This window comes from Ureibacillus sinduriensis BLB-1 = JCM 15800 (assembly GCF_000772955.1).
In the GTDB taxonomy this organism is placed as follows: domain Bacteria; phylum Bacillota; class Bacilli; order Bacillales_A; family Planococcaceae; genus Ureibacillus; species Ureibacillus sinduriensis.
This window is the reverse complement of record NZ_JPVO01000044.1, coordinates 1-24,593: the sequence shown is the minus strand read 5'-3', so window position 1 is coordinate 24,593 and position 24,593 is coordinate 1. Positions and strand designations below refer to the sequence as shown.

Annotated in this window: 23 protein-coding genes and 1 riboswitch; of the genes, 5 read left to right on the top strand and 18 right to left on the bottom strand. The window is 41.5% G+C overall.

What is annotated here, in order from left to right; translation table 11 throughout:
• Positions 1-27 precede the first annotated feature (27 nt).
• The 4 genes from pcrB to CD33_RS05210 form a co-directional block, all read right to left on the bottom strand.
• Positions 28-720 carry a heptaprenylglyceryl phosphate synthase gene (gene pcrB, locus CD33_RS05225; RefSeq protein ID WP_036198800.1) on the bottom strand — a complete coding sequence of 231 codons (693 nt, stop codon included), beginning with the start codon at positions 718-720 and terminating at the stop codon, positions 28-30.
• 214 nt (positions 721-934) lie between these two features.
• Entirely contained in the window at positions 935-1,252 is a 318-nt protein-coding gene (locus tag CD33_RS05220) for a YerC/YecD family TrpR-related protein (protein WP_036198797.1), read from the bottom strand.
• Positions 1,253-1,276: 24 nt separating this feature from the next.
• Entirely contained in the window at positions 1,277-2,320 is a 1,044-nt protein-coding gene (locus CD33_RS05215) for a DUF3048 domain-containing protein (protein ID WP_036198795.1), read from the bottom strand.
• A gap of 13 nt (positions 2,321-2,333) precedes the next feature.
• Positions 2,334-4,064: an adenine deaminase C-terminal domain-containing protein gene (locus CD33_RS05210; protein ID WP_036198794.1), complete on the bottom strand. Its 1,731-nt coding sequence runs from the start codon at positions 4,062-4,064 to the stop codon at positions 2,334-2,336.
• Between the two features lie 201 nt (positions 4,065-4,265).
• Between CD33_RS05210 and CD33_RS19385 the strand changes: the two genes are divergently transcribed.
• Positions 4,266-4,757, top strand: a complete 492-nt coding sequence (locus CD33_RS19385; RefSeq protein WP_052130017.1) for a YgaP-like transmembrane domain — start codon at positions 4,266-4,268, stop codon at positions 4,755-4,757.
• Positions 4,758-4,857: 100 nt separating this feature from the next.
• Here the strand turns inward: CD33_RS19385 and purD are convergent, their stop codons facing one another.
• The 13 genes from purD to CD33_RS05140 all read right to left on the bottom strand — a co-directional run bounded on the left by purD (position 4,858) and on the right by CD33_RS05140 (position 19,435).
• Positions 4,858-6,114, bottom strand: a complete 1,257-nt coding sequence (gene purD / locus CD33_RS05200; protein WP_036198793.1) for a phosphoribosylamine--glycine ligase — start codon at positions 6,112-6,114, stop codon at positions 4,858-4,860.
• 845 nt (positions 6,115-6,959) lie between these two features.
• On the bottom strand, positions 6,960-8,486 hold the full coding sequence (purH, locus tag CD33_RS05195) for a bifunctional phosphoribosylaminoimidazolecarboxamide formyltransferase/IMP cyclohydrolase (protein ID WP_036198792.1): 1,527 nt from the start codon (positions 8,484-8,486) through the stop codon (positions 6,960-6,962).
• Between the two features lie 114 nt (positions 8,487-8,600).
• Complete coding sequence (purN, locus tag CD33_RS05190) at positions 8,601-9,185, bottom strand: phosphoribosylglycinamide formyltransferase (RefSeq protein ID WP_036198791.1); 585 nt, start codon at positions 9,183-9,185, stop codon at positions 8,601-8,603.
• On the bottom strand, positions 9,182-10,240 hold the full coding sequence (gene purM / locus CD33_RS05185; RefSeq protein WP_036198790.1) for a phosphoribosylformylglycinamidine cyclo-ligase: 1,059 nt from the start codon (positions 10,238-10,240) through the stop codon (positions 9,182-9,184). The genes purN and purM overlap by 4 nt, the downstream gene beginning before the upstream one ends.
• Before the next feature lie 60 nt (positions 10,241-10,300).
• Positions 10,301-11,725, bottom strand: coding sequence for an amidophosphoribosyltransferase (gene purF / locus CD33_RS05180; protein WP_036198789.1), 1,425 nt, complete (start codon positions 11,723-11,725; stop codon positions 10,301-10,303).
• Positions 11,701-13,929, bottom strand: coding sequence for a phosphoribosylformylglycinamidine synthase subunit PurL (gene purL / locus CD33_RS05175; protein ID WP_036198788.1), 2,229 nt, complete (start codon positions 13,927-13,929; stop codon positions 11,701-11,703). The genes purF and purL overlap by 25 nt, the downstream gene beginning before the upstream one ends.
• Complete coding sequence (gene purQ / locus CD33_RS05170; RefSeq protein WP_036198787.1) at positions 13,919-14,599, bottom strand: phosphoribosylformylglycinamidine synthase subunit PurQ; 681 nt, start codon at positions 14,597-14,599, stop codon at positions 13,919-13,921. Before purQ ends, purL begins: the two co-directional genes overlap by 11 nt.
• 2 nt (positions 14,600-14,601) lie before the next feature.
• Positions 14,602-14,850, bottom strand: a complete 249-nt coding sequence (purS, locus tag CD33_RS05165; protein WP_036198786.1) for a phosphoribosylformylglycinamidine synthase subunit PurS — start codon at positions 14,848-14,850, stop codon at positions 14,602-14,604.
• A 2-nt stretch (positions 14,851-14,852) separates the two neighbouring features.
• Positions 14,853-15,563 (bottom strand): phosphoribosylaminoimidazolesuccinocarboxamide synthase, encoded by a 711-nt coding sequence (purC, locus tag CD33_RS05160; RefSeq protein ID WP_036198785.1) that lies wholly within the window; start codon positions 15,561-15,563, stop codon positions 14,853-14,855.
• A gap of 160 nt (positions 15,564-15,723) precedes the next feature.
• A complete protein-coding gene (gene purB / locus CD33_RS05155; RefSeq protein WP_036198784.1) occupies positions 15,724-17,022 on the bottom strand; it encodes an adenylosuccinate lyase in 1,299 nt (432 codons plus the stop codon).
• 14 nt (positions 17,023-17,036) lie between these two features.
• Entirely contained in the window at positions 17,037-18,161 is a 1,125-nt protein-coding gene (gene purK / locus CD33_RS05150; protein WP_036198783.1) for a 5-(carboxyamino)imidazole ribonucleotide synthase, read from the bottom strand.
• Positions 18,158-18,646 carry a 5-(carboxyamino)imidazole ribonucleotide mutase gene (gene purE / locus CD33_RS05145; protein WP_036198782.1) on the bottom strand — a complete coding sequence of 163 codons (489 nt, stop codon included), beginning with the start codon at positions 18,644-18,646 and terminating at the stop codon, positions 18,158-18,160. Before purE ends, purK begins: the two co-directional genes overlap by 4 nt.
• Before the next feature lie 311 nt (positions 18,647-18,957).
• Positions 18,958-19,057, bottom strand: a riboswitch (purine riboswitch).
• A gap of 189 nt (positions 19,058-19,246) precedes the next feature.
• Positions 19,247-19,435, bottom strand: coding sequence for an NETI motif-containing protein (locus CD33_RS05140; protein ID WP_036198781.1), 189 nt, complete (start codon positions 19,433-19,435; stop codon positions 19,247-19,249).
• A 234-nt stretch (positions 19,436-19,669) separates the two neighbouring features.
• Here CD33_RS05140 and CD33_RS05135 point away from each other — a divergent pair, with 234 nt between their 5' ends.
• The 4 genes from CD33_RS05135 (at position 19,670) to CD33_RS05120 (ending at position 23,115) form a co-directional block, all read left to right on the top strand.
• Positions 19,670-20,386: a response regulator transcription factor gene (locus tag CD33_RS05135; protein WP_036198780.1), complete on the top strand. Its 717-nt coding sequence runs from the start codon at positions 19,670-19,672 to the stop codon at positions 20,384-20,386.
• Complete coding sequence (locus CD33_RS05130) at positions 20,376-21,746, top strand: sensor histidine kinase (RefSeq protein ID WP_036198779.1); 1,371 nt, start codon at positions 20,376-20,378, stop codon at positions 21,744-21,746. Before CD33_RS05135 ends, CD33_RS05130 begins: the two co-directional genes overlap by 11 nt.
• Positions 21,743-22,519, top strand: coding sequence for a PepSY domain-containing protein (locus CD33_RS19380; protein ID WP_052130015.1), 777 nt, complete (start codon positions 21,743-21,745; stop codon positions 22,517-22,519). Before CD33_RS05130 ends, CD33_RS19380 begins: the two co-directional genes overlap by 4 nt.
• A 104-nt stretch (positions 22,520-22,623) precedes the next feature.
• Entirely contained in the window at positions 22,624-23,115 is a 492-nt protein-coding gene (locus tag CD33_RS05120; RefSeq protein WP_052130013.1) for a PepSY domain-containing protein, read from the top strand.
• Positions 23,116-23,162: 47 nt separating this feature from the next.
• Here the strand turns inward: CD33_RS05120 and CD33_RS05115 are convergent, their stop codons facing one another.
• Entirely contained in the window at positions 23,163-24,251 is a 1,089-nt protein-coding gene (locus CD33_RS05115; protein ID WP_036198777.1) for a mechanosensitive ion channel family protein, read from the bottom strand.
• Between the last annotated feature and the right edge of the window lie 342 nt (positions 24,252-24,593).

Here is a 24,593-nt window from a genome sequence, read left to right as displayed (position 1 = left end):
CGAACTTATCCGTACTTGTGAACTTTATTATATCCTTGAGTTTTTTACAGCCTCTACTGTTTTCAGTGCTTGCTTCAAATCATCATAGATGATGTTTCCAACGACAACTGTATCCGCCAAGCGCGCCATTTCTTCCGCTTGTTCGGGGCTTGCAATTCCCCCGCCATAAAAAAGACGCGTATCGCTTAAAACCTCTTTGACAGAAGCGACAATTTCTTTGTCGCCATAAGCACCACTATATTCAAGGTAGAATATCGGCAATTTAAAATAGTTTTCAGCCAAGCGGGCATAAGCAATTACGTCTTCTTTTGTTAAGTCCGTTTTCGCATCCGTTACCTGTGCCACCTTACAATCCGGATTTAATACACAGTATCCTTCAGCCACTAGCTCGTCCCACACTAAAATATCACCATATTCTTTTATGGCCTCGTGATGGAGATCCTTTACCCATTTTGTATTTTGACTGTTTAAAACACTTGGGATAAAGTAGTAATCAAAGCCCGCCAAAATGGCCTCCACATTTGAGATTTCCAATGCTACCGGCACCGAAAAACGTCTCACACGAAGTAAAATATCTATCACATTATCTATTGTAACATCATCTGTTCCACCAACTAAAATGACATCTGTTCCAGATTCACACACTTTTTCCAGTGCTTCCTCCGAAATCTCCTTTGCCGGGTCGATTTTGAACACATGCCGCCACTCTCTATAATCCATTCACTTTCCCCCACCTATCAGCGCTGATTTTCCATATTTTTAAGTATCTATATTCGTTTACAAGTATAACGTAAACCGGACTAAAGCAAAAAAGTTTTCATTCTCCTATATGTATTTTTCCGGCTGCAAGTTTCTTTTTGGGAGAACATAAAAAGCCGTTTAGCAAGTCTTTTCTCTTTCGACTAACTAAACAGGCTTTTTTAGTTTGTTGTTATTATTTTGAAGCTTGGAACGGTTTTTCGTCTGGATAAAGACGTCCCAACATTTCATCATATGTGTCGTTGCCATAATCGAAACAGCGTCGTACACGAGAAATCGTGGCAGTAGAGGCACCTGTTTCTTTTTTGATTGATTCGTATGTTTTCTTTAAACGCAATAAGTGGGCAACTTCAAAACGTTGTGCCAATGATTGTATTTCGCTTATAGTACATAAGTCATCAAAAAACTTATAGCATTCTTCCAAATCTTTCAGTTCTAATACCGCTTTAAATAATTGGTCGGTTTGATGCCCACGAATTTTTTCGATTTGCATGTATAATTCATCCTTTCGTATTTGCTACGAATATTTTACCGATATTGTCATTCCTGGTTTTGAAGGGACAAAGTGCACCCACGTTTTTCCGGGAACCAGTTTCACTTCACTGCCATCATTTTCTACCGCTTTCAATACCCCATCAATATTTTCCCATTGCACCTCTCGCATTACCCCCTGTTGAAACACAAGGGCCGGGCCGCCGGAAGTTAAATCAATCTCCCGTCGACCTTCATTATCGATAATCGAGTGACCCATTTCAAAAAATAAGACATTTGAGAGTGCAAGTGGTTCATTCGTCAATTCATCTATTGTCAAGATTTCCCCTGATTGTCGTGTATAAATGTTCCGATCTGTATTATAAGTGTACAAGCTATTAAATGAATCATTATGGCTATATGTGACTGCCACCGATTCAGCCTCAGTTCCTATTTTAACACTTTCATCTTCTTTATAAAAAGTATACGATACTTTTTTCTGATAAAGAAGTGAAGTGCTCACTTCCGCGGCCGCAGTTTCGATATTTTCACCCAGAAAATAGGAATTATGAGGTGCAACTCGTGCCGTTGAACGTTTAAATAAAGTTCCGTCGTACTGCATACCGTTCACATGATCAACCATTCCACTTGCTAAAAGCTGCTGCGCTTCTGGGCTGTAGCCGTGGGCGATGTAGAAAGCGTCAAGCCCTGCCGCCAACTCGATAAAGTAATCCCTGGCACTGCGGATGGGTCCGATGGTTTCAGGGATTTCAGAATGAAATAACGCTAAGAATCTTGTAACATCGCCCTCAGCCAACATTTCATAAATAACGTCGGCAGATGCTATTCCTGATTGTGGTCGGGCATCCGGATAATTATTGATCGTTGCCAAAATTGGACGCTGTGTCACTTCATCTTCTAAAGGCTCACCTGTAAATGGCATAATGTATGGTAAGCCGATATCCCCAGAAACCGGCACTGCCTTTTCCTCGGTCGTATTTCCCTTCTTCCCCGCCTCTTCCTCTGTGCCGCTGCATCCAGCAAGCAGACAAATACAGGCCGCTACTGCAAGTAATCCATTTATACGCATAGAATTCGCTCCTTTAGCGCATCACAGCAGGCAACATCACTTTCTTTTTCATGACATCATAAATACCTTGTGGCGTGATACGAATATATGGTAAATGCGTGGATTGTAAAAAGAATAAGGTATAGATTGCATCTGTATGGCGATATCCTCTTTCCTTTAGAGCGGACGTCAGAAGTTTTTCATGCTTTATCAATTGTTCCATACTCCCATCGAACAGTTTGCCATTTATTTTAAGAGGGATAGTCGCAATTACTTCTTTGTTTTCCGCCAGAACAATTCCACCATTTAATCTCTTTAACTCATTAAATGCTAACTTCATATCTTCTATGCTTTTTCCTATTAAAATTATTTCTCCAGTATTCGAGTAAGAGGAAGCAAATCCTTTTATTTGCGTATCAAATCCTTTCAGCATCGTGTTAACGCGCCATTTCCCTTTGCGATCGATCAACATTAGATAGCTTTCATCTTCACCAAGAGGCAATTCTTTTTTACTAGATTGAAGATTAATAGAAAAAGGTTTAGTAATGACTTCATTTATTAGATGAATTCCTATCGGCATCGAAAATTGGAAATCATCATCATTTAATTCGAAGGGAATTGTAAAGTCGTCGAAATGATTCCAATTGATTTCAGGAAGTGCATTTACTTTCTTATAATCACGCTTTAACCAGATGCCTTTGGATAAAACAGCCTCCGGGTTAGGGGAAAACTCATTTTCCAAAATATTTAGGTTAGCGAAACGACCGGTAGCAATTAAACCATGCAGGTGAGCCTTATTATAATATCGAGCAATATTGTATGAGGCCATATTGTAGGCATGAATTGGGGAAACTCCCTCTTCCAAAGCTATGCGAATGCATTTATTCATTACACCATCTTCATGGAAAGCTGGAGTGGAACCATCAGTTGTCATCATTAGATGATCAAAAATGTCCAATTCCCTCTCCTGTATCCCTCTTAATAATTGCGGCAAATCCGGTCGTATGGAAGAATGCCGCAATGTTACATCCAAACCATGCATTATTCTTCTTTCCACCTCTTCTACCGTCATGGCTTCATGATCACTATCGGCTCCAAAAAGCTTCATTCGTGCAATTGTTTTTTCCGATGCTCCCGGAAAGTGCCCTTCAATCTTTTTCCCTTTCAGTTTTGCTGCCTGCATCCAATGCAACATCAGGTCATCTCCATGGATTAAACGCGGCCATCCTGTCAGCTCGCCGCCAAGAAGCACATCATCCCTGCCTAGCCATTCCAGAACAGATTTATTGGTGAAAATTTCGTCCTCATTTTGAAGCTCTGATTGTGAATCAAACCGAGCCCACCAGTAAAAGGTAAAGGGTAGTTTCTTTAGTTCATCCATAAATGTAAACGCTTTCTGATTTGTCAATGAAAGGGCCAAGGTCATGTTGTCTGCTATGAAAGTTGTAGTTCCCGTTTGAGCGGCAAAGTCAGCAAATGAATGTGGATTATATAATTGAGTAGGATGTACATGCGGCTCGATATATCCGGGTACAACTACCTTATGTTCCAAATCGATGACATCAGTGCAAGAAAGATCGGCCGGCATCTCTTGTCCGACATAGACTATTCGATCGCCTAATATCCATATATTACCTAATAGCCATTTTTTAAGCACACTATGTAGAAAGCGAGCATTTTTTAAAACCATTGATGGTGCTAGTTTTCCGTCGATCACAGCAACTTGCTTTCGTATTTCGTGAATCTTCCAGGTAGTTTCTGGCAAAGTTAACACTCCTTTCTATTACTTATAAAATTTATTTTGGTTAATTGATTTTTATACGCACATACTAACTTTGCTCAAAAATTGTCCAATTATTTATTGAGTATTTAGAAAAAATATAGTGATTTTATCGTATCACAGCATTTTTTTAAAGAAAAGATATTTATTTGGTACAAAAATTAACTTTACAAAGGAGTGGTTTACATGGAGGAAAACATTTCAGAAAAAAGTGGTTTTGTCCGTTTAGCTCTTGGTACTGGATTAACAGCTTGCGGTATTGCCCATTTGGCCAAGGAATCAGGTAACCGAGGTCTAGGTGCTCTTTTCGTTGCTGCAGGTGCCATGAAAGTGGCTGAAGGAATTTTTCTTTATTGTCCAACAAAAGCTTTAATCAATTCCAATGTAAAACAAGCGGTGGCAACTACTTTTGATGAGTATTTAGATGGCGATAGCATTATGAATGCTTATAACGATTTCTATACAGAGAAATGGGGTGGCGGAACATCATCAAACAATTCAGGTTCCGGCTCTTCCAACAACAATTCATCGCATACTGGCTCCAGCAGTGTCGAAAAAGCTGCATCGGAAGTAGGGCAAATCGTATCGAACGCAACACAAAACGATTCATTGAAAAATGCCGCGACACAAGCCGTAAAAACTGCTGCGGGTTCCAATTCAGGCAAACAAAATAAGTGACCTGTTTTTTTAAAATTACGGGCATAACGCTTGCGTTTAGCGAGTTGCAAGCCCGATAAAATAAATTAGGCAAGAGGTGGCTATACCTCTTGCCATTTTATTATTGGAAAGTTCTCCAACCGATATCTTGACGATAGAAAAAGTTGTCCCACTGCTGTTGTTCAATACCTGTGTATACTTTTTCCTTGGCTTCTTTTAATGTTTTGGCCTTCGCAGCGACTAAAAGCACACGTCCACCATTGCCGACAAATTGTTCACCGACAAGCTTTGTTCCCGCATGATATACATGATACTCCTCCGTCAAGGAATTTAAATCCGGAAGTGGATTTCCTTTAACCACATCCCCCGGATAACCCTCTGCGGCAATGACAACACCTAACATTGCTTCGTCAGACCATTGCAGATCGAAGTCTTTTTCTTCCATCAGCGCTTTCATAAACAAACCAAAGTCTGACGCCATTCGTGGGAGAACCACTTGTGTTTCGGGATCTCCGAATCGTGCATTGAATTCAATCACTTTAGGCCCCTGCTTAGTTAAAATTAGCCCTGCGTAAAGGATTCCCGTAAATGAAACGCCTGCTTCTTCCATCGCCTTTACTGTGGGTTCAACGATTTCGGCATACGCTCTCGAAATAGACTCCTGTGAGATTTGGGGTACCGGAGAATAGGCCCCCATGCCCCCAGTATTCGGTCCTTTATCGCCATCAAATGCGCGTTTATGATCTTGTGCAATAACCATCGGATAGATTTGCCCTTTATGAACGAAAGACATAAAGGAAAATTCCTCACCATCCAAAAACTCTTCAATTACCACACGGGAAGAAGATTCCCCGAAGCGTTGATTGCCAATCATATCATTCACTGCATCGATTGCCTCTTGTTCCGTCATGGCCACAATTACGCCTTTGCCCGCTGCCAATCCGTCCGCCTTCACTACAATCGGTGCACCCTGTCGTTCAATATACGCAATGGCCGCGGATGCATCGGTAAATGTCTCATACGCAGCTGTTGGGATATTATACTTTTTCATCATTTCCTTAGCATACGATTTACTGCCTTCTATTTGAGCGGCCGCTTTTGTCGGTCCAAAAACTTGCAGCCCCCTTGCTTGGAAAAAGTCCACAATTCCGCCAGCCAGAGGTTGTTCAGGTCCAACAAAGGTTAAATCAACTTGATTTTCCTTTGCAAACTGGGCCAATCCTGCAAAATCCATTACATCCAAAGGAATCACTTCCGCATCTTGCCTCATCCCATCATTACCTGGTGCGACAAATACCCTACTTACAGAAGGAGAATCATTAAATTTCTTTGCAATAGCATGTTCACGTCCACCACTACCAATAACTAGAATGTTCATGTGAAATGCCTCCTATATTTTTTATTGTATCGAATACTTTTAAGGTTTGTTGCGAGCTAACGTGAGTGTTCACGAGCGTTTTCCCCCACGTTATGAGCGAGTTGAACGCGTTTACGGGCGGAGCGCTTGGTTAAGAGCGCTTCCTATATGTTTGCGAGCGAATTTCTCTAGATTACGAGCGAAGTAGAACTCCTCGAGCGTTTTTCTCTTGATTACGAGCGGAGCGGAACCTCTTTCGAGCGCTTTTCGCTTGATTACGAGCGGAGTGGAACCTCTTTCGAGCGCTTTTCACTTGATTACGAGCGAGGCGCAACTTCTCGAGCGCTTTTCGCTTGATTACGAGCGAAGCGCTACTTCTCGAGCGCTTTTCTCTTGATTACGAGCGGAGCGCTACTTCTTTCGAGCGCTTTTCGCTTGATTACGAGCGGAGCGCTACTTTTCGAGCGCTTTACGCTTGATTACGAGCGGAGCGGAACCTCTTTCGAGCGCTTTTCGCTTGATTACGAGCGAAGCGCTACTTCTCGAGCGCTTTACGCTTGATTACGAGCGGAGTGCAACTTCTCTCGAGCGCTTTTCTCTAGATTACGAGCGGAGCGGAACTTCTCTCAATCGCTTTTCACTAGATCACGAGCAAATTTCACTTTTCACTAGCAAACTACACCTGTTTACTTGCGACTTTTCCCACTTTGTTCGAGGTTTACACTTCTTTACTTACGAATTGCTCGTTTAATTGCGAGTTACGCTAGTTTACACGCAACCTGCTTAATACCCGTTCTTTATACTTTCAAAAAAAACGCCCGGCTCATTGCCGAGCGTTATTGAACCACTTCTTACTGTATTCAAAATTAGTGTTTAAAATGACGCACGCCTGTAAATACCATAGCAATCCCATACTCATTTGCTTTATCGATAGAGTCCTGGTCTTTAATGGAGCCGCCTGGTTGAATGATAGCCGTAATGCCTGCTGCTGCGGCTGTTTCCACTGTGTCGCTCATCGGGAAGAATGCGTCCGATGCCAAGGCTGCACCTTTCGCTTTGGAACCTGCTTGTTCAAGAGCAATTTTTGCAGATCCGACACGGTTCATTTGTCCCGCGCCAACGCCTAATGTCATTTGTGCATCGGTTACGACGATAGCGTTGGATTTCACATGTTTTACTACTGCCCATCCTAATTTCAAGGCTTCCCATTCTTCCTCGGTAGGCTCACGATCCGTTACCACTTTCACGTCCGCTTCAGCCAATCCGAAAGTATCATCCTCTTGAACTAACAAACCGCCCTCGACTGAGACGACTTTCAATTTATCCTGGTTCTGTTGTGCACAGTTGATGGTCATTAAACGGATATTTTTCTTTTGAGTCAAGATTGCCAAGGCTTCTTCTGTAAATGATGGGGCAATAATGATTTCTAAGAAAATACCGCTTAATTTTTCAGCAGTAGCTACATCCACTTCACGATTTAATGCTATAATTCCCCCGAAAATTGATGTTGGATCTGCTTCATATGCTTTATCGAATGCTTCCTCGATACTCGCACCAGTACCAACTCCACAAGGGTTCATATGCTTAACCGCAACTGCGGCGGGAATATCGAATTCCTTAACAATCTGAAGTGCTGCGTTCCCGTCTTGAATATTATTATAAGATAATTCTTTTCCATGTAACTGAGTCGCATAAGCTAAAGAAAAATCCGATGCTAAACGTTTTTGGTAGAACGCGGCTTTTTGATGAGGATTTTCACCGTAACGTAAAGTTTGTTTTAACTCATATGTCATTGTAAGGTTCTCAGGGAACTCTTCTTCTGTTAAGTAGTTCGAGATATAAGAATCGTATGCTGCTGTGTGACGGAATACTTTTGCCGCTAAACGCTTGCGTGTTTCAAGCGTAGTTGCCCCCTGGCCCTTCAATTCTGCGAGCACTTTCGCATAATCACTTGAATCTACAATAACTGTTACATATTGGTGGTTTTTCGCTGCGGAACGTAACATTGTCGGACCGCCGATATCGATATTTTCAATAGCATCATCCCATGTTACATCCGGTTTTGAAATTGTTTCTACAAACGGATACAGATTTACACAAACAATTTCAATCGGTTCGATTCCATGTTCATTCATTTGCGCTTGGTGAGAAGGTTCGTCGAATTTGCCCAGAAGCCCCCCGTGAATGAATGGATTCAATGTTTTCACTCGGCCATCAAGAATCTCCGGGAACTTTGTTACCTCATCCACCGCTGTTACCGGAACATTGTTATCTTGCAGCATTTTTTTCGTACCACCCGTTGATAGGATCTCGTAATCCAATGCCACCAATTCTTTTGCAAATTCCAGAATACCCTCTTTATTAGAAACACTGATAAGTGCACGTTTCGTCACGAAAAAGACCTCCAATTTATGTAGATAAATTTATGTATTGTTTTTCGAGGGCACCATAGATTATTTAAATGATGCTTACCTCGAAATGAACAACAAGATGTAAGAGTCCATCTTTTAATGGACAAGTTTGTTTTCATTTTCAAACAGCTTTTGCAATGTACTTGTATAGAGCTCGTGTTCAACCGCATGAATGCGGGCCTCAGTTGCGGCGCGATTTCCTTCGACCACCTCCACTGCAGCCTGGCTAAGTATCGGTCCCGTATCCATTCCCTCATCTACAAGGTGGACCGTTACCCCCGTTACCTTCACACCATGCTCCATCGCTTGGCCAATGGCATCCTTACCTGGAAACGAAGGCAGTAAGGATGGATGAATATTGACGATTCGATTCGAAAAAGCCGATAGCAGTGTGTGACCTATTAAACGCATGTATCCAGCAAGAATCACCCATTCTACTTGATGCTCTTTTAAAATTTCGATGATCTCCTGCTCGTAAGCGCCCTTCGTTTCAAATCGCTTGGGACTAAATGAAAATACTGGGATGTTAAAGTTTTTTGCCCGTTTTACAACAACTGCGTCCGGCTTATCTGTTATAACGATTTCGATTTGTGCATCCAGTTTTCCAATGTCGATTGCTTGCTGGATTGCTTGAAAATTACTTCCGCTTCCTGAAGCAAAAACGGCAATTTTGGTTGTCATTCTCCTAAACTCCCATCATGTTGCCCGTTAAATACGACACCTTCCCCTTTAACGACTCGGCCAATTTTATATGCTTTTTCCCCGTTTTCTAAAGCAACTGCAAGAACTTTATCTGCTTCAGAAGCCGGCACGGAAAGAACAAATCCAATTCCCATATTAAATACATTGTATAAATCTTTATCAGCTAAAGCGCCTTTGTCCTTCAAAAATTCAAAAATTCGCAGTACCGGCCATGAACCCAAATCGATTTCAGTCGCCAATCCTTCGGGCATCATACGTGGTAAATTTTCATAGAAACCACCACCAGTTACATGAGCCATGCCATGTACAGTTGCTTGTTTCAGGATTTCCAGTACAGCTTTCGCGTAAATTTTAGTCGGGACCAGTAGAGCTTCCCCGATTGGGCCAAGATCTTCATAATCTTTCACAACCTCATCAACAGCGAAAGAGTTATCGGCAAAGACGATTTTACGAACTAGAGAATAACCGTTGGAATGAACACCGCTTGATGCCAAACCGATAAGAACGTCACCCTCCGAAATCTCCTCACCGGTAACCACTTCCGCTTTTTCACAAGCACCCACTGCAAAGCCTGCCAAATCATATTCATCTTCTTCGTAAAGTCCCGGCATTTCAGCTGTTTCTCCGCCGATTAAAGCACTGCCGGCTTGTACGCATCCATCCGCGACACCTTTTACGATTTGTTCAATTTTTGCAGGTTCGGCCTTTCCTACCGCCACATAATCCAAGAAATACAATGGCTCTGCACCTTGAGCGACGATATCATTGACACACATGGCTACACAATCAACGCCGATCGTATCATGCTTGTCGACCATAAATGCGAGCTTCAGCTTTGTCCCAACCCCATCCGTTCCTGAAATAAGAACCGGTTCTTTCAAGTTTAAAGAGGACAGGTCAAACATGCCTCCGAAGCCGCCAAACGTTCCCATAACACCTAGACGATTTGTACGTTCAACATGGGATTTCATTCGGTTTACTGCCTCGTAACCAGCTTCAATATTAACGCCCGCTTGTTCATATGCTTTTGACATGACTTCTGAATCCTCCTCATTATCCGTTCACTTCAGTAAATTGTATCTACATACAAATGTTTAATGCTGTAGTTCCTTCACGTGCGGCAAAACTGTATCCGGGAATATTTCTGTTGGATATTCTCCTGTGAAACAAGCCATGCAAAGCCCTCGAGTCTCATCGTCAAATGCACGGCCAGTCGCCTCCACTAGACCATCAGCAGAAAGGAATGTTAACGTATCCGCCCCAATCGCTTCACAGATATCTTCTACACTTTTACTGGATGCAATCAGCTCTTCACTTGTTGATGTATCAATCCCATAGAAACAAGGATTTTTCATCGGTGGCGATGAAATGACGACATGAACTTCTGTCGCACCTGCTTCTTTTAACATGTTGACAATTCTGCGTGAAGTCGTACCGCGTACAATGGAATCGTCCACCATGACGACACGTTTGCCTTTTACCACCTGCACAACAGGGGAAAGCTTCATTTTCACTCCACGTTCACGCAATTCTTGTGTTGGTTGAATGAACGTACGACCTGTATAGCGATTTTTAATTAAGCCCAGCTCATAAGGAATACCGCTTTCTTCAGCAAAACCGATTGCCGCTGAAATCGAGGAATCCGGAACACCCGTTACTACGTCGGCTTCGATTCCGAAACATTCTTTTGCCAACTGCCTCCCCATACGTTTACGTGCCGCATGGATGTTTATCTCGTCGATGTTGGAGTCAGGACGCGCAAAGTAAACATACTCCATAGCGCACATTGCCCGTTTTTCCATTTCCACAAAGCGATCTTCTTCAATACCTTGATCTGTAATTACCAATAACTCACCCGGTTCAACTTCACGAACAAACTCTGCACCGATTAAATCAAAAGCACAAGTCTCCGAAGCGACAACATAGGCATCTCCCAATCTACCAAAAGATAATGGGCGTAATCCGTTGCGATCCCGGGCCACCATCATCCCTTCTTTTGTGATAATTAAGAAGGAAAAGGCACCTTTCAATAAAGAAAGGGATTCTTTTACTTGTGCACGGAAACCAGGCTTTTTGCTTTTTTTGATTAAGTGAACTACAACTTCAGTATCCGATGTCGATTGGAAAATGCTGCCCGATTTCTCTAAATGTTGTTTTAAATGATTTGCATTGACCAGGTTTCCATTATGGGCTATGGCCAATGTGCCGGTAGAAGATCGGAATAATAGTGGCTGCACATTTTCGATTCCGCCACCACCAGCCGTCGTATACCTCGCATGGGCAATGGCTCCGTAACCTTTGGCATTGCTGAGGTTCTCTTCATTAAACACATCATTTACAAGCCCTTCTCCCTTTACCGCTCGAAGCGCTTGACCGTCTGTCACGACGATACCGGCTCCTTCTTGGCCGCGGTGTTGAAGGGCATGCAGGCCATAATAACTTAATTGTGCGGCATCAGGATGTCCCCAAATGCCGAATACTCCGCATTCCTCGTTTAAGCCTCTGATTTCACCAAGCATGGGATAGCTCCTTTCCAAGCTGAACGGAATTCCTCCACTGTTCCTTCTAAAAGAATGCCAGTATCACCGTTAATTGAAATTAGCGCATCATCTGTTACGATACCGATTTTCTTGGCTTCCGGAATTAATCTTTCAAACGCTGCTGCCTTTTCCTCTTTCACCGTTACAATGAAACGGGATTGAGTTTCACTGAATAAAGCAGTCACAGCGGAACCTTCCAAAGTTACATGAACACCCAGGTCCTGCGCCCCGAAAGTTTTTTCAGCCAAAGCCACTGCTACACCGCCTTCTGAAACATCATGCGCAGATTGCAATAAACCTTCACGAATAGCAGCCAAAATCGCTTCTTGGCGGTTTGCTTCCACCTCTAAATCAATATGAGGCGCTTTACCGAAAATCTTGCCGAAAATCAGCTTTTGAAGTTCTGATCCTCCGAATTCTGTAGCTGTTTCTCCTACAAGGTATACTATATCCCCGGCAGCCTTCACTTGCTGAGTTGTTACATGGGCCAAATCTTCCACTAAACCGACCATACCGATTGTCGGTGTCGGATACACTGCTTCACCGGAACGTTCGTTATAGAGTGAAACATTCCCCCCGATAACCGGGGCATTCAGTGCCGTACATGCTGCCGATATACCATCGGCTGATTTTTCGATTTGCCAGAATATCTCTGGTTTCTCTGGATTCCCAAAGTTTAGGCAGTCTGTAATTGCAAGTGGTCTCCCGCCAGAAGCAACGATATTGCGTGCTGCTTCTGCAACCGCGATTTTCCCACCCATTTCAGGGTCTAGGAAAATATAACGAGAATTACAGTCAGTTGTCATCGCCAGCCCTTTATTCGTACCACGCACACGTAACACGGCCGCATCCGAACCTGGTGCAACAATTGTATTCGTGCGAACTTGATAATCATACTGATCATAAACCCACTCTTTTGAAGCAACAGTTGGCGCCTGTAGTAAATTTAATAATGTTTCTTTATAGTCAGCAACTTCGGGTTCACTATTCTCGATTGCTTGGAACTCGGCGAAGTAAGCAGGCTCTTTAGAAGGCTTATTGTAAACTGGCGCATCTTCCGCGAGAGCATCAGCAGGAACCTCTGCAACCACTTCTCCTTTATGTACTAGACGAAGCATCTTATCATCTGTAACTCGTCCAATTGCCACAGCATCCAGGCCATATTTATCGAAAATAGCTTTAATTTCATCTTCACGGCCTTTTTTTACAACTAAAAGCATGCGTTCTTGCGATTCTGATAGCATCATTTCATAAGCTGTCATGCCCGTTTCACGTTGAGGTACCAAATCCAGGTTCATTTCCACACCAGAACCGGCTTTGGAAGCCATTTCAGCCGACGATGAAGTAAGACCCGCTGCACCCATATCCTGAATCCCTACAAGTGCGTCTGATTTGACAACTTCCAGACAAGCTTCAAGTAGAAGTTTTTCCATGAATGGGTCTCCAACTTGAACGGCAGGACGCTTTTCTTCAGAAGCTTCTGACAGTTCTTCCGATGCGAATGTGGCACCATGAATACCATCACGACCAGTTTTGGCACCTACGTACATCACTGTGTTACCAACTCCGGCAGCAATACCTCGCTGAATATCTTTATGGTCAATTAACCCGACACACATTGCATTAACAAGTGGGTTCCCTTCATAACATGGGTCGAATTGAATCTCTCCACCTACAGTCGGAATACCGATACAGTTCCCGTAACCTGCAATCCCTGCAACAACTTCTTCAAATAGATATTTTCCTCGCTTTGATTGTAATTCACCAAAGCGTAATGAGTTTAGCATCGCAATCGGACGTGCACCCATTGAGAAAACGTCGCGGATAATCCCACCGACACCAGTTGCCGCCCCTTGATAAGGCTCGATGGCTGAAGGATGATTATGTGACTCCATTTTGAAAACTACCGCTTGTTCATCCCCAATATCGACAATCCCGGCTCCTTCACCAGGACCTTGCAACACTTGTGGTCCTTTAGTTGGGAACTTGCGCAAAACCGGTTTTGAATTTTTATAAGAACAGTGTTCAGACCACATGACTGAGAATAACCCGGTTTCAGTCCAGTTTGGAAGGCGTCCCAGGATGTTCTCCACCATCGCAAATTCCTCATCCGACATACCCATCCCGGCATATAGCTTTTGTTCTTTGATTTGCTCTTTAGTTGGTTCCAAACTAGCTGACATGTGATTCCCTCCACATTTTTACTATAGATTTAAATACCTTTAGACCGTCGTTGCTCCCCAATAATGCATCCACCGCACGTTCCGGATGGGGCATCATGCCAAGGACATTTCCGCGCTCATTTATAATTCCGGCGATATCCTCTAAACTGCCGTTTGGATTTTCACCTGAATATGTAAAGACGATTTGATTATTTGCTTTCAACTCCGCCAGCGTTTTGTCGTCACAGAAGTAATTTCCTTCCCCATGTGCAATCGGAATATTGATGACTTCGCCAGCTTCGTATTGATTTGTGAATAATGTATCGTTGTTTGTCACCTTTAAACCTACAGTACGACACATGAATTTCAAATTTTTGTTTCGGAGCAATGCTCCTGGAAGCAAACCTGCCTCAGTTAAAATTTGGAATCCGTTACATACACCAAGCACCGGTTTACCTGCTTGGGCAAACTTTTTCACTTCAGCCATTACATTGGATTGGTTTGCCATTGCACCACAACGCAAATAGTCACCATAAGAGAAACCACCAGGTATCAAAACACCATCAAATTCGCTTAAATCTGTTGCGTCATGCCATACGTATTCTACTTCTTCACCCAGCTCATCTTTAATCGCATGATACATATCGATGTCACAGTTTGACCCAGGGAAAACGAGTACTGCGAATTTCATGATTAGTTTGCCTCCTCGACTTCATAGCGGTAATCTTCAATCACTGTATTTGCAAGAAGCTTCTCGCACATTTCTTTTACTAATGAATCAAGATCGCGCTCTGTATCACCAATAACTACTTCCAAATACTTTCCGATACGGATATCTTGCACTTCGTTGTAGCCCATTTTCACCAATGAACCTTGAACTGCCGAACCTTGTGGATCAAGCACACTTTCGCGTAATGTAACGTAAATTTTAACTTTAGCCATTTCTATTTTCCTCCAAGTCTATTAAGAACAATTTCATAACTTTGCGTCAAACTACCTAAATCGCGTCGGAATACATCTTTATCCAGCTTTTGTTTTGTTTCTGCATCCCAAAGACGGCAAGTATCCGGGGAGATTTCATCAGCCAGCAGTACATTTCCATCCTTGTCACGGCCGAATTCAAGCTTAAAGTCTACTAAAATAACGCCGACTTCTTCAAAAATTGGTTGTAGAACACTATTAACCTTCAAACCTAGTTCGTAAAGAGTTTCGACTTCATCTTTTGTGGCAATCCCTAAAATATCGATATGATCGTTATTGATAAGTGGATCCCCCAAAGCATCATCTTTATAGTAGAACTCTACAATGGTACGGTTTAATGGTGTCCCTTCTTCAAACCCAAGTCGTTTCGCAAGACTGCCCGCAGCGATATTACGAACCACTACCTCGATTGGGATAATCTCCACTTTACGAACAAGCTGTTCATTATCGGAGATGCGTTCCACAAAGTGTGAATCAATACCATGCGTTTTCAATTTTTCGAAAATTACTGTCGTAATGCGGTTGTTTAGTATACCTTTTCCGTCTATTTCCGCTTTCTTTTCACCATTAAATGCAGTAGCACTATTTTTATACTCCACGAACAAGATATCTTCTTGTTCAGTCTGGTATAAACGTTTTGCTTTTCCTTCGTATAAAAGCTGACCTTTATTCATGACGCATGCCTCCAATTAGTTTCCATTCATCTCCCACAGACGTAGGAGATGAATGATTGTTAGGTTGATACTTATATCCCGTTAAAGTTAATCAAATTCGCCTTGACGTATTTGTTCGCCGGAGGCTTCGCCTATACATTGAGGTTACTTCAACGAAATGCTAGTCGTTAAGTCCAAGACGTTCGAAAATCATATCTACATTTTTAATGTGGTAGTTATAGTCGAAGCAATCTTCAATTTCTTCTTTTGATAAAAGGGAAGTAATTTTTTCATTTCCTTCTACTAATGGCCGGAATTGTTTTTGTTCATCCCATGCAATTGCCGTCAATGGTTGAACCGTATCATAAGCTTCCTCACGCACCAATCCCTTTTCGATTAACGCAAGCAGGATACGTTGTGAGTAAATCAAACCGAATGTGCGATCCATATTACGTTTCATGTTTTCCGGGAACACAGTCAAGTTTTTCACGATATTGCCGAAACGGTTTAACATGTAGTTCAGACCGATTGTTGCATCTGGGATAATAACGCGCTCTGCTGAAGAATGCGAAATATCTCTCTCATGCCATAACGATACGTTTTCATAAGCTGTTAACATATAGCCGCGCAATAATCGCGCAATACCTGTCATATTTTCAGAACCGATCGGGTTACGCTTATGAGGCATTGCTGATGATCCTTTTTGGCCTTTAGCAAACGCTTCTTCAACTTCTCGCGTTTCTGATTTTTGCAGACCACGTATTTCTGTTGCAAATTTCTCGATAGATGTTGCGATTAACGCCAGTGTTGAGAAGTATTGTGCATGACGATCACGTTGTAAAGTTTGTGTTGAGATCGGTGCGGCTTGCAATCCTAATTTCTCGCAAACATACTGTTCAACAAAAGGATCGATGTTGGCATAAGTTCCCACTGCTCCTGACATTTTACCAGTCTCAATCACATTAGCAGCCGTATCAAAACGCTCAAGGTTACGCTTCATTTCTTCGCGCCATAATGCAAGCTTTAAACCGAATGTAGTTGGCTCAGCATGTACACCATGAGTACGACCCATCATAACCGTGTATTTATATTCTTTTGCTTTTTCAGTTAAGATTTCGATAAAGTTCACGATATCTTTACGTAAAATCACGTTCGCTTGTTTGATTAAATAAGATAACGCCGTATCTACCACATCAGTTGAAGTTAAACCGTAGTGAACCCATTTGCGTTCTTCTCCGCAAGTTTCAGATACAGCTCGAGTGAAAGCCACCACATCGTGACGAGTTTCCTGTTCTATTTCATATATGCGATTGATATCAAATGAAGCGTTCTGACGAAGCAAAGCGACATCTTCTTTTGGAATTTCACCAAGTTCAGCCCATGCTTCACAAGCTAGAATTTCAACTTCCAGCCAAGATTTAAATTTGTTTTCTTCTGTCCAAATTGCGCCCATTTCCGGACGTGTATAACGTTCGATCATGTTTTCTTCTCCTTTTATTCCGACCAAATGCCGGAATGTTCGATTTCATTAAGTGTGTCGTCAATATTATCCGTCAAAATTGTTACATGACCCATTTTACGATTCACTTTTGCCTCAGTTTTCCCATAAAGATGGATGGACCAATCAGCATGCTTAGAAATTGAATTGCATAACGGCATGACATGTTGCCCTAAAATATTCACCATAATAGACGGTTTCAACAGTTTCGGTACGCGAAGCGGCCAACCACAAACCGCACGAATATGTTGCTCAAACTGAGAAACATTACAAGCCTCGATAGAATAATGTCCGGAATTATGTGGTCTAGGCGCAAGCTCATTAATGATGATTTCGCCATTCCCCAACACGAACATTTCCACTGCCAAGGTTCCGACAAGCTCCAGGCGATCCGCTATTTTTTTGGCAGCCTCAACAGCTCTGTTATAGGTTTCACCGGAGATACGCGCAGGCACAAGCGTTTCATGCAAAATGTGATGAACATGGATATTCTCCCCAACCGGAAGACAATAAGTTTCCCCTTGCCCATTTCTCTGAACAATGACGGATATCTCTTTCTCAAAAGGAATAAACCTTTCGGCTACACATTGGGAATGTTCAAACAAACTTTTAGCCAATGGTAAATCCTCTTTGGAATTTAATTGTTGTTGACCTTTACCATCATAGCCACCACTTGAAGTTTTCACAATACTTGGATATCCAATTTTGTCGATTTGATTCACTAATTCATCGTAATCATCTGCGACTATGTATGGTGCAACAGGACAACCGGCCTCAACAATGGCAGCCTTTTCCGTTACACGATTTTGAGTGATGCGGACTAGTTCGGCCCCTTGTGGAACATATGCAATTTCTGCTAGTCTTTTTAAACCTTCATAATCTATGTTTTCAAATTCAAAAGTAATTACGTCACTTACGTCCGCTAATTCTTCTAATGCAGCTTCATCATCATATGGAGCTACAATTCGGATATCCGCAACTTGCCCACAAGGAGAATCCATCGACGGCTCAAGTACGGCAATTTTATAACCCGCTTCTTTTGCTGAAAGGGCCATCATGCGGCCTAATTGGCCACCGCCGATGATTCCAATCGTCTGTCCAGGGAAAATCATCTTAGTCATGATAAATCACCTGAGCTTTCCAGCACTTGCTCCTTTATGGTTTGGCGACGTGCTTCCAGTTTGTCGGCCAGTTCATTATCGGTAATGGATAATATTTGCGCTGCCAGCAGCCCTGCATTTGTAGCTCCAGCCTTCCCGATGGCAACAGTGGCAACTGGCACACCACCCGGCATTTGCACGATGGACAACAGCGAATCCAATCCATTTAACGCTTTTGATTGAACCGGTACCCCAATGATAGGCAGTGTTGTTTTGGCAGCTACCATTCCCGGTAAATGCGCCGCTCCCCCTGCACCAGCAATAATGACCTGGATTCCTCTTGAACGGGCACTTTCCGCATACTCAAACATAAGATCAGGTGTACGATGTGCAGAAACAACTTGCTTTTCATATGGAACTTGTAATTCATCAAGAATATCACATGCATGTTTCATCGTTTCCCAGTCACTGGAACTTCCCATAATGACACCGATTTTTGGATTCATACCAATCTCTCCTTCAATCTTCGCCCCGCTTTAACGATGACGCTTTGACTATCATAAAAACTTCAACTTTATTGCCATGGAACATAGATTCAAGGTTTCCTAGCACCGGAGACCCATCATGAGCTGGCGTGATTTTCACACCAATCTGTCAGCACGGCATCATGGATACAAATTTTAGCTATGATTTGTTTTTGTATAATAAAAAGCCCTCAAATAATCCACTCTCTCTTACGCGAAGAAAGCAGAGTACTTGAGGACAGGGAATAGAAAGAGCATGAAGTGAACATCGTACTCACCTACATTCCAAATGTCGACAGCTTGCTTTCCCGCATAGTCCAACATTTTCGGTGTCGGGTAGAGACACTAGAGCCATATCCTCTAGCATATATGTGGGATAATATTTTTATCAATTTTGTACCCTCTTACCAAGAAGTATTGCAAAAGAGCATACAACATAGTAAAAGTTCCAAAATCAGTTTTGCATTCCAAAATTCATTTCCTAATCCCATTTTAACAATCCATGAATAGAAAATCAACGATAAAATGCGAACGATAAATTTTCAGAAAACAGTAATGTTCGGTTTTTGGATTGAAACCTTTTCATTCTTCCATCAATATTCCTTTAAATTGTATTTTTTGACGCAAATAGGTTGGTTCTCCATTCACCACATGAAAAACTGGCTCTTCTTTACGTCCCATAGCCATGTAACCCTTTTCCTTCATACGTTCCAGGCATTGTTCAATTGTTTCGTTTTCTTCCACTTCAAACCATATTTGATTTTTACCCATATAAAGTTCCTTTCGACCATTGTATTTAATATTTTACCAAAGTTTTACGTTAAAATTATATTTGAATAAAAATCCTTGGACAATTCAAAATGCATTTACATTATCTTAGTATTCTAAATTCTGTAATACAAATATTTTGTCGAATTAATTTTTTTGATATGAAGGGTTTTCTCATTATTTTCTAATGAAGATTTTGTATGATTCTATATAAGAAGATAAAAAGTGAGTGATGAAATGTCATATAATATTTTGATTATTGAAGATGAAGAAAATATTGCCCGCGTTTTACAACTTGAGTTGGAGTTTGAGGGCTATCAAGTGGATATTGCTTATACAGGAACGAGTGGCTTGATCAAATATAGGGAAGGAAGCTTTGATTTGATCCTCCTTGATTTAATGCTGCCCGAGATGCATGGCCTGGACGTTTTAAAGAGGATCCGTGCTACAGAACAAGCCACTCCCGTCATTTTACTGACAGCAAAAAGCGAAGTGGAAGATAAAGTGAAGGGTTTGGATCTGGGTGCGAACGATTATGTAACAAAGCCCTTCGAAATTGATGAACTATTGGCACGTATCCGGAATTTTATTCGCTTTGCTAAATCACAAAGTGCTGTACTTCCGCTCGCTGACAACGACACCCATCTATTAAGTTACGGCCAGCTTTCAATTCATGAACAAACCCGTGAGGTGCTTTACTTTGAAGAGTCAATAGATTTAACACCCAGAGAATACGATTTGCTTCTTTATTTGCTCAAACATCCAAAACAAGTACTAACAAGAGAACAAATTCTGGAAGCAGTATGGGGCTTTGATTACTTCGGCGACACCAATGTAGTGGATGTTTATATACGCTATCTTCGGCAAAAGCTCGGCTCAGTAAATTCAACGGCGATTATTAAAACGGTACGTGGTGTTGGTTATGCATTAAAGGAGTCCACTCATGAAACTTAGGACGAAAATTCACCTTTTTACCACCTTGCTTATGCTTATTTTATTGGCATTGATGAATACAGGTGTCTATCTGTTATATGAACGCCTCGCTATAAATACGGAATATGAGCAATTAAAAGGGCGCGGCGAGGAACTTTTAACTTCTTTTAACCAATTGACCGATGCTACAGATCCATCCATTATACTACGGGCTTATATGCCGACGGATGGCGCAGTTCGCGTATTGAATGATGAAGGTAAACCAATCCAATCTGTTCACGCCTCATTGGAATTTGAAAAATTCAATTTACAACAATCTAAAGACGACACCTATGCCAAAAGCGAAATTGATGGAGTTCCTGTCATCATGATTGAAACTCCAGCTATTTGGGTGGATGGCAGTGTAGTAAAACTGCAGCTTATACAGCCTTTAAATGAAGTGGCAAGCAATGCGGATTTATTGAAATTGATACTTGTTGCTGCCACTACTATTATAGCTATCCCCCTTCTATTATCGAATATGGCCCTTAGCCGAATTATTTTAAAGCCACTGGAACGTTTGGCCCTTGCCATGAAAAAAAGCGGATCAAGCGGTAACTATGAAAAAGTGGACAAAGCCGAGACAGGAAAAGATGAACTCGCAGAAATAGGGCGTACTTTCAACGGTATGATGGAAGCTCTTGAAACAAACTACCGAAAGCAAGAACAATTTGTATCGAATGCTTCCCACGAACTTAAAACTCCGCTTACGGTTATCGAAAGCTATGCGAAATTACTATTGCGCAGGGGTTTCACGAATGAACAGGTAGCTACCGAAGCCCTTGGTGCAATTGTAAATGAATCGCGCCGGATGAATGATTTAATTATCCAAATGCTGGAGTTGGCCAAGAATAAAGAGGACACCTCGCTATCTTTAAAGGAAATTGATCTGTCCCTTCTTCTGGAAAGCACGGCCTCCCAAATGCGCCAAGCCTATAACAGAACAGTGGAACTACATGGAGGTTCGTCTCTGTTTATTCAATCAGATGAACAGAAACTAAAGCAGCTTTTATTTATTTTACTAGATAATGCACGGAAATATAGTGAGGACAAAATTATCATCACTGCAGCAAAGGAAGAGAAATCCATAACGGTATCTATACATGACTTTGGGGAAGGCATTGCGCAAGATCAGATTCCGCATCTTTTTGATCGTTTTTACCGCGTGAATCAAGATCGTAATAGAAAAACTGGAGGTGCAGGGTTAGGTCTTGCCATCGCGAGGGAGCTTTCCGAAAAACTTCAAATCCATATCAATGTCCAAAGTAAACTAGGATCTGGGACTTGCTTTACATTGTTGATACCATACAACTTAGAAGGAGGCAAGGAGGGAGGAAGATGACAACCTATTCTAAATGGATGATTTCTTTGGTCATGCTGATGATCACCGTTACTGTGTTTGTTATTTGGCTAATTTCAGACCGATTCTTTGCAACTGAAAAGATAAGTGCCCAGGAAGCATCTGACTTAATTTCAAATCTCTACGGAGGCTCTGTCGAATCAATTGAAGAGAAGAACGGCATTTTCTATATGAACGTACTTAGAAATAATCTCAATTATGATTTTCAAGTCGATTCGGAAACCGGAACAATTCTCCAGCTGAGCAAGAATGGCGGCAAGACCCCGCCTGATGTGTCGACTGACATAAAAACAAAAGAAGAAATTCGTGCATTATTAAGTAATCAGCAGATAGGCACCGTTCGCTCCATTAGCCTTCAGGACGCGGAAGAAGAGCCGCATTATATAGTGGAAATTTCAGAGCAAGAGATTTTAAAAACTCTTCTAGTTAACGCGATTACTGGTGAAATACTTACCGAAGATGTAAAACAGCAGAACGCTCCTAATGCCCAAGCAGCTACTATTATTTCTAGTGAGAAAGCAAAACAAATCGCTCTATCTCAACTTAACGGTACAGTCGAATATGTAGTTTATGAGGGCGCCAATGACGGGGGCTATTACCTCGTCGAAATAGACGGAGAAAATGAGGAAGCAACGTTCCAAATACACGCTGTTTCCGGAAAAGTAATGTCCGTGTCTGATTACGAGCAAGACGACGATGTCGATGATGGTGATGACTCCGAAGAAGACAATAATGAGGAAAACGATGATGATTAGAAGACATTAATGGCTTTCTAATGAAATTCTAATCTTTCTCTCTCCTTCTCCTAATTTACCAACAGTATTATAAAGGTATCAAATAAGTTAAAGGAGAGAAAAAAATGAAGAAAATTATTTTGGTACCCGCTTTATTAGGAGTGATGGCAATAGGAGGAATCATCGCCGTCTCGGGAGGGAATCTAGTCGGTTCAGCTGATACATCCAAAGTTTTAACAAAAAATGAAATCAAAAAAATTGCATTAGCCGAAGTTAAAGGTGACATTACGGAAATCGATTTCGACATAGAAGGAACAAGAAAGGTGTATGAAGTGGAAATAGTTACTGCCGATGCGGAGTACGATTTGAAATACGACGCCCTGACAGGTAAATTACTAAAGAAAACTAAAGATGACCACGATGATGATGAACGAAATTCTAATTCCAGTACCTCAAAAAATACAGACATAAATACAAATGGAGCAACTCAAAACACAGCAAAAACGAATCAACAAAACCTGGATGATGACCGCTTTGATGATGATGATGATGATCGGTATGACGACGACGATGACGATGATCGGTATGATGACGATGATGATCGTTACGATGACTAATGCATAAAGTAAAGGAGTAAAAACAATATCGTTTTTACTCCTTTTTACTAATTTGCGGTACTTTCATTTTCGTTCGGCTTTAAAAAATCAGGGTTCACTATTGTTAGGGAAGCGTTATCGATTTCTTGTTTAATAACAAATAATATATCTTGCTGTACTTCATATTTTGCTTGTATGTCATTTGATGGGATAAAGTAGCTGACAAGCAGTCGATAGTAATTTGCGTGAAACTCATCAATATAAACAAGGATCAATTCATTTTTAGAAATATTCGGATGGAGTATAATTTGTTTTTTTACTACATTACAAAAGCTTCTCACTTCTTCTTCCGTATGCATTGAAGATAGATAGTAATAGGACTGAATTTTGCGCTTCTCCCTGGTTGTTAAATTATAGATGGGTCTGTTCATTAAATAAGCATTCGGTACATAAACAGTTCCTTTATCAGATGTGGCAATGAGGGTGGAACGAAGGTTTATATCCAGGATGACCCCCTCAATTTTATTATCCTCTGTAGCTACCATATCGCCTACTTTGAATGGCTTGTCAAAGGCCATTGATAGTCCCCCAAAAATATGCGAAGAAGTATCCCTTATCCCAAATGCAAGTGCCACACTGGTAAGACCGATGCCCGTCAGGAATCCATTCAAATTAAATTGCCACAATGATGCAATTAATACAATGGCCAAAATAGCGAGTAATGCATTAATAACCCGCAGTGTAAAAGGCGTTAATCGAGTGGATTTACTAATATCCAAATGAAACGCTTCAGGGTGATTGGCGTAATAGTTTAGAACATCGATTACTCCTTTAATGAAATAGAAAACCATCAATGAATAAAAAAGGTTCAGGATTGATGAATTTTTAAATAAAGAAACCTCGATCAAGTATGAAATTGCAAAGAAAATGATGCCGGTAAATATTGCGTGGCGTATCTCTCGGCTAAAATGTTCAATGATTCTTGCTGTCATTAGTTTAGATTTCTTTTCGAAGAAACCTGCTATTTTTCTTATTATATATTTTAATATGTAATGTTGAAGCAACCATCCTAGCACAACGATAATGATCGCAACTATAATATCATATAAGGTTGGTACGACTAAATTTGGATATAGCCAACGAATCGAAATATTCATTTCTATATGCTCCTATCTACCGAGTCAATAAGTTGAAACTATGTATTCATTTTATATAAAACTTTTATAATCATACCATCAAATTTCACTTATATACAATTTGCGCTCCTTTTACAGTCTGAAGCGTCAATTCTATTAATCCTTTTTTCATTAAGATTTCTTTGTATTTCTGCTTCTTTTTGGCACCGTTTTAACAATAAAAAACCACTGAATATTCAGTGGTTTCTACATACCTAGCGACGTCCTACTCTCACAGGGCTGCCCCCATCTACCATCGACGCTACTTTTGCGAAGTGCGATGACACGTCGGCTAACAGCGTCATCTGCGTCGAGCCGATGCTC

What these genes read in the sequence shown, in the direction of transcription:
- pcrB (WP_036198800.1), bottom strand. Translation starts at nt 720, where the DNA reads ATGGATTATAGAGAGTGGCGGCATGTGTTCAAAATCGACCCGGCAAAG.
- CD33_RS05220 (WP_036198797.1), bottom strand. Translation starts at nt 1,252, where the DNA reads ATGCAAATCGAAAAAATTCGTGGGCATCAAACCGACCAATTATTTAAA.
- CD33_RS05215 (WP_036198795.1), bottom strand. Translation starts at nt 2,320, where the DNA reads ATGCGTATAAATGGATTACTTGCAGTAGCGGCCTGTATTTGTCTGCTT.
- CD33_RS19385 (WP_052130017.1), top strand. Translation starts at nt 4,266, where the DNA reads ATGGAGGAAAACATTTCAGAAAAAAGTGGTTTTGTCCGTTTAGCTCTT.
- purD (WP_036198793.1), bottom strand. Translation starts at nt 6,114, where the DNA reads ATGAACATTCTAGTTATTGGTAGTGGTGGACGTGAACATGCTATTGCA.
- purN (WP_036198791.1), bottom strand. Translation starts at nt 9,185, where the DNA reads ATGACAACCAAAATTGCCGTTTTTGCTTCAGGAAGCGGAAGTAATTTT.
- purM (WP_036198790.1), bottom strand. Translation starts at nt 10,240, where the DNA reads ATGTCAAAAGCATATGAACAAGCGGGCGTTAATATTGAAGCTGGTTAC.
- purF (WP_036198789.1), bottom strand. Translation starts at nt 11,725, where the DNA reads ATGCTTGGTGAAATCAGAGGCTTAAACGAGGAATGCGGAGTATTCGGC.
- purL (WP_036198788.1), bottom strand. Translation starts at nt 13,929, where the DNA reads ATGTCAGCTAGTTTGGAACCAACTAAAGAGCAAATCAAAGAACAAAAG.
- purQ (WP_036198787.1), bottom strand. Translation starts at nt 14,599, where the DNA reads ATGAAATTCGCAGTACTCGTTTTCCCTGGGTCAAACTGTGACATCGAT.
- purS (WP_036198786.1), bottom strand. Translation starts at nt 14,850, where the DNA reads ATGGCTAAAGTTAAAATTTACGTTACATTACGCGAAAGTGTGCTTGAT.
- purC (WP_036198785.1), bottom strand. Translation starts at nt 15,563, where the DNA reads ATGAATAAAGGTCAGCTTTTATACGAAGGAAAAGCAAAACGTTTATAC.
- purB (WP_036198784.1), bottom strand. Translation starts at nt 17,022, where the DNA reads ATGATCGAACGTTATACACGTCCGGAAATGGGCGCAATTTGGACAGAA.
- purK (WP_036198783.1), bottom strand. Translation starts at nt 18,161, where the DNA reads ATGACTAAGATGATTTTCCCTGGACAGACGATTGGAATCATCGGCGGT.
- purE (WP_036198782.1), bottom strand. Translation starts at nt 18,646, where the DNA reads ATGAATCCAAAAATCGGTGTCATTATGGGAAGTTCCAGTGACTGGGAA.
- CD33_RS05140 (WP_036198781.1), bottom strand. Translation starts at nt 19,435, where the DNA reads ATGGGTAAAAATCAAATATGGTTTGAAGTGGAAGAAAACGAAACAATT.
- CD33_RS05135 (WP_036198780.1), top strand. Translation starts at nt 19,670, where the DNA reads ATGTCATATAATATTTTGATTATTGAAGATGAAGAAAATATTGCCCGC.
- CD33_RS05130 (WP_036198779.1), top strand. Translation starts at nt 20,376, where the DNA reads ATGAAACTTAGGACGAAAATTCACCTTTTTACCACCTTGCTTATGCTT.
- CD33_RS19380 (WP_052130015.1), top strand. Translation starts at nt 21,743, where the DNA reads ATGACAACCTATTCTAAATGGATGATTTCTTTGGTCATGCTGATGATC.
- CD33_RS05120 (WP_052130013.1), top strand. Translation starts at nt 22,624, where the DNA reads ATGAAGAAAATTATTTTGGTACCCGCTTTATTAGGAGTGATGGCAATA.
- CD33_RS05115 (WP_036198777.1), bottom strand. Translation starts at nt 24,251, where the DNA reads ATGAATATTTCGATTCGTTGGCTATATCCAAATTTAGTCGTACCAACC.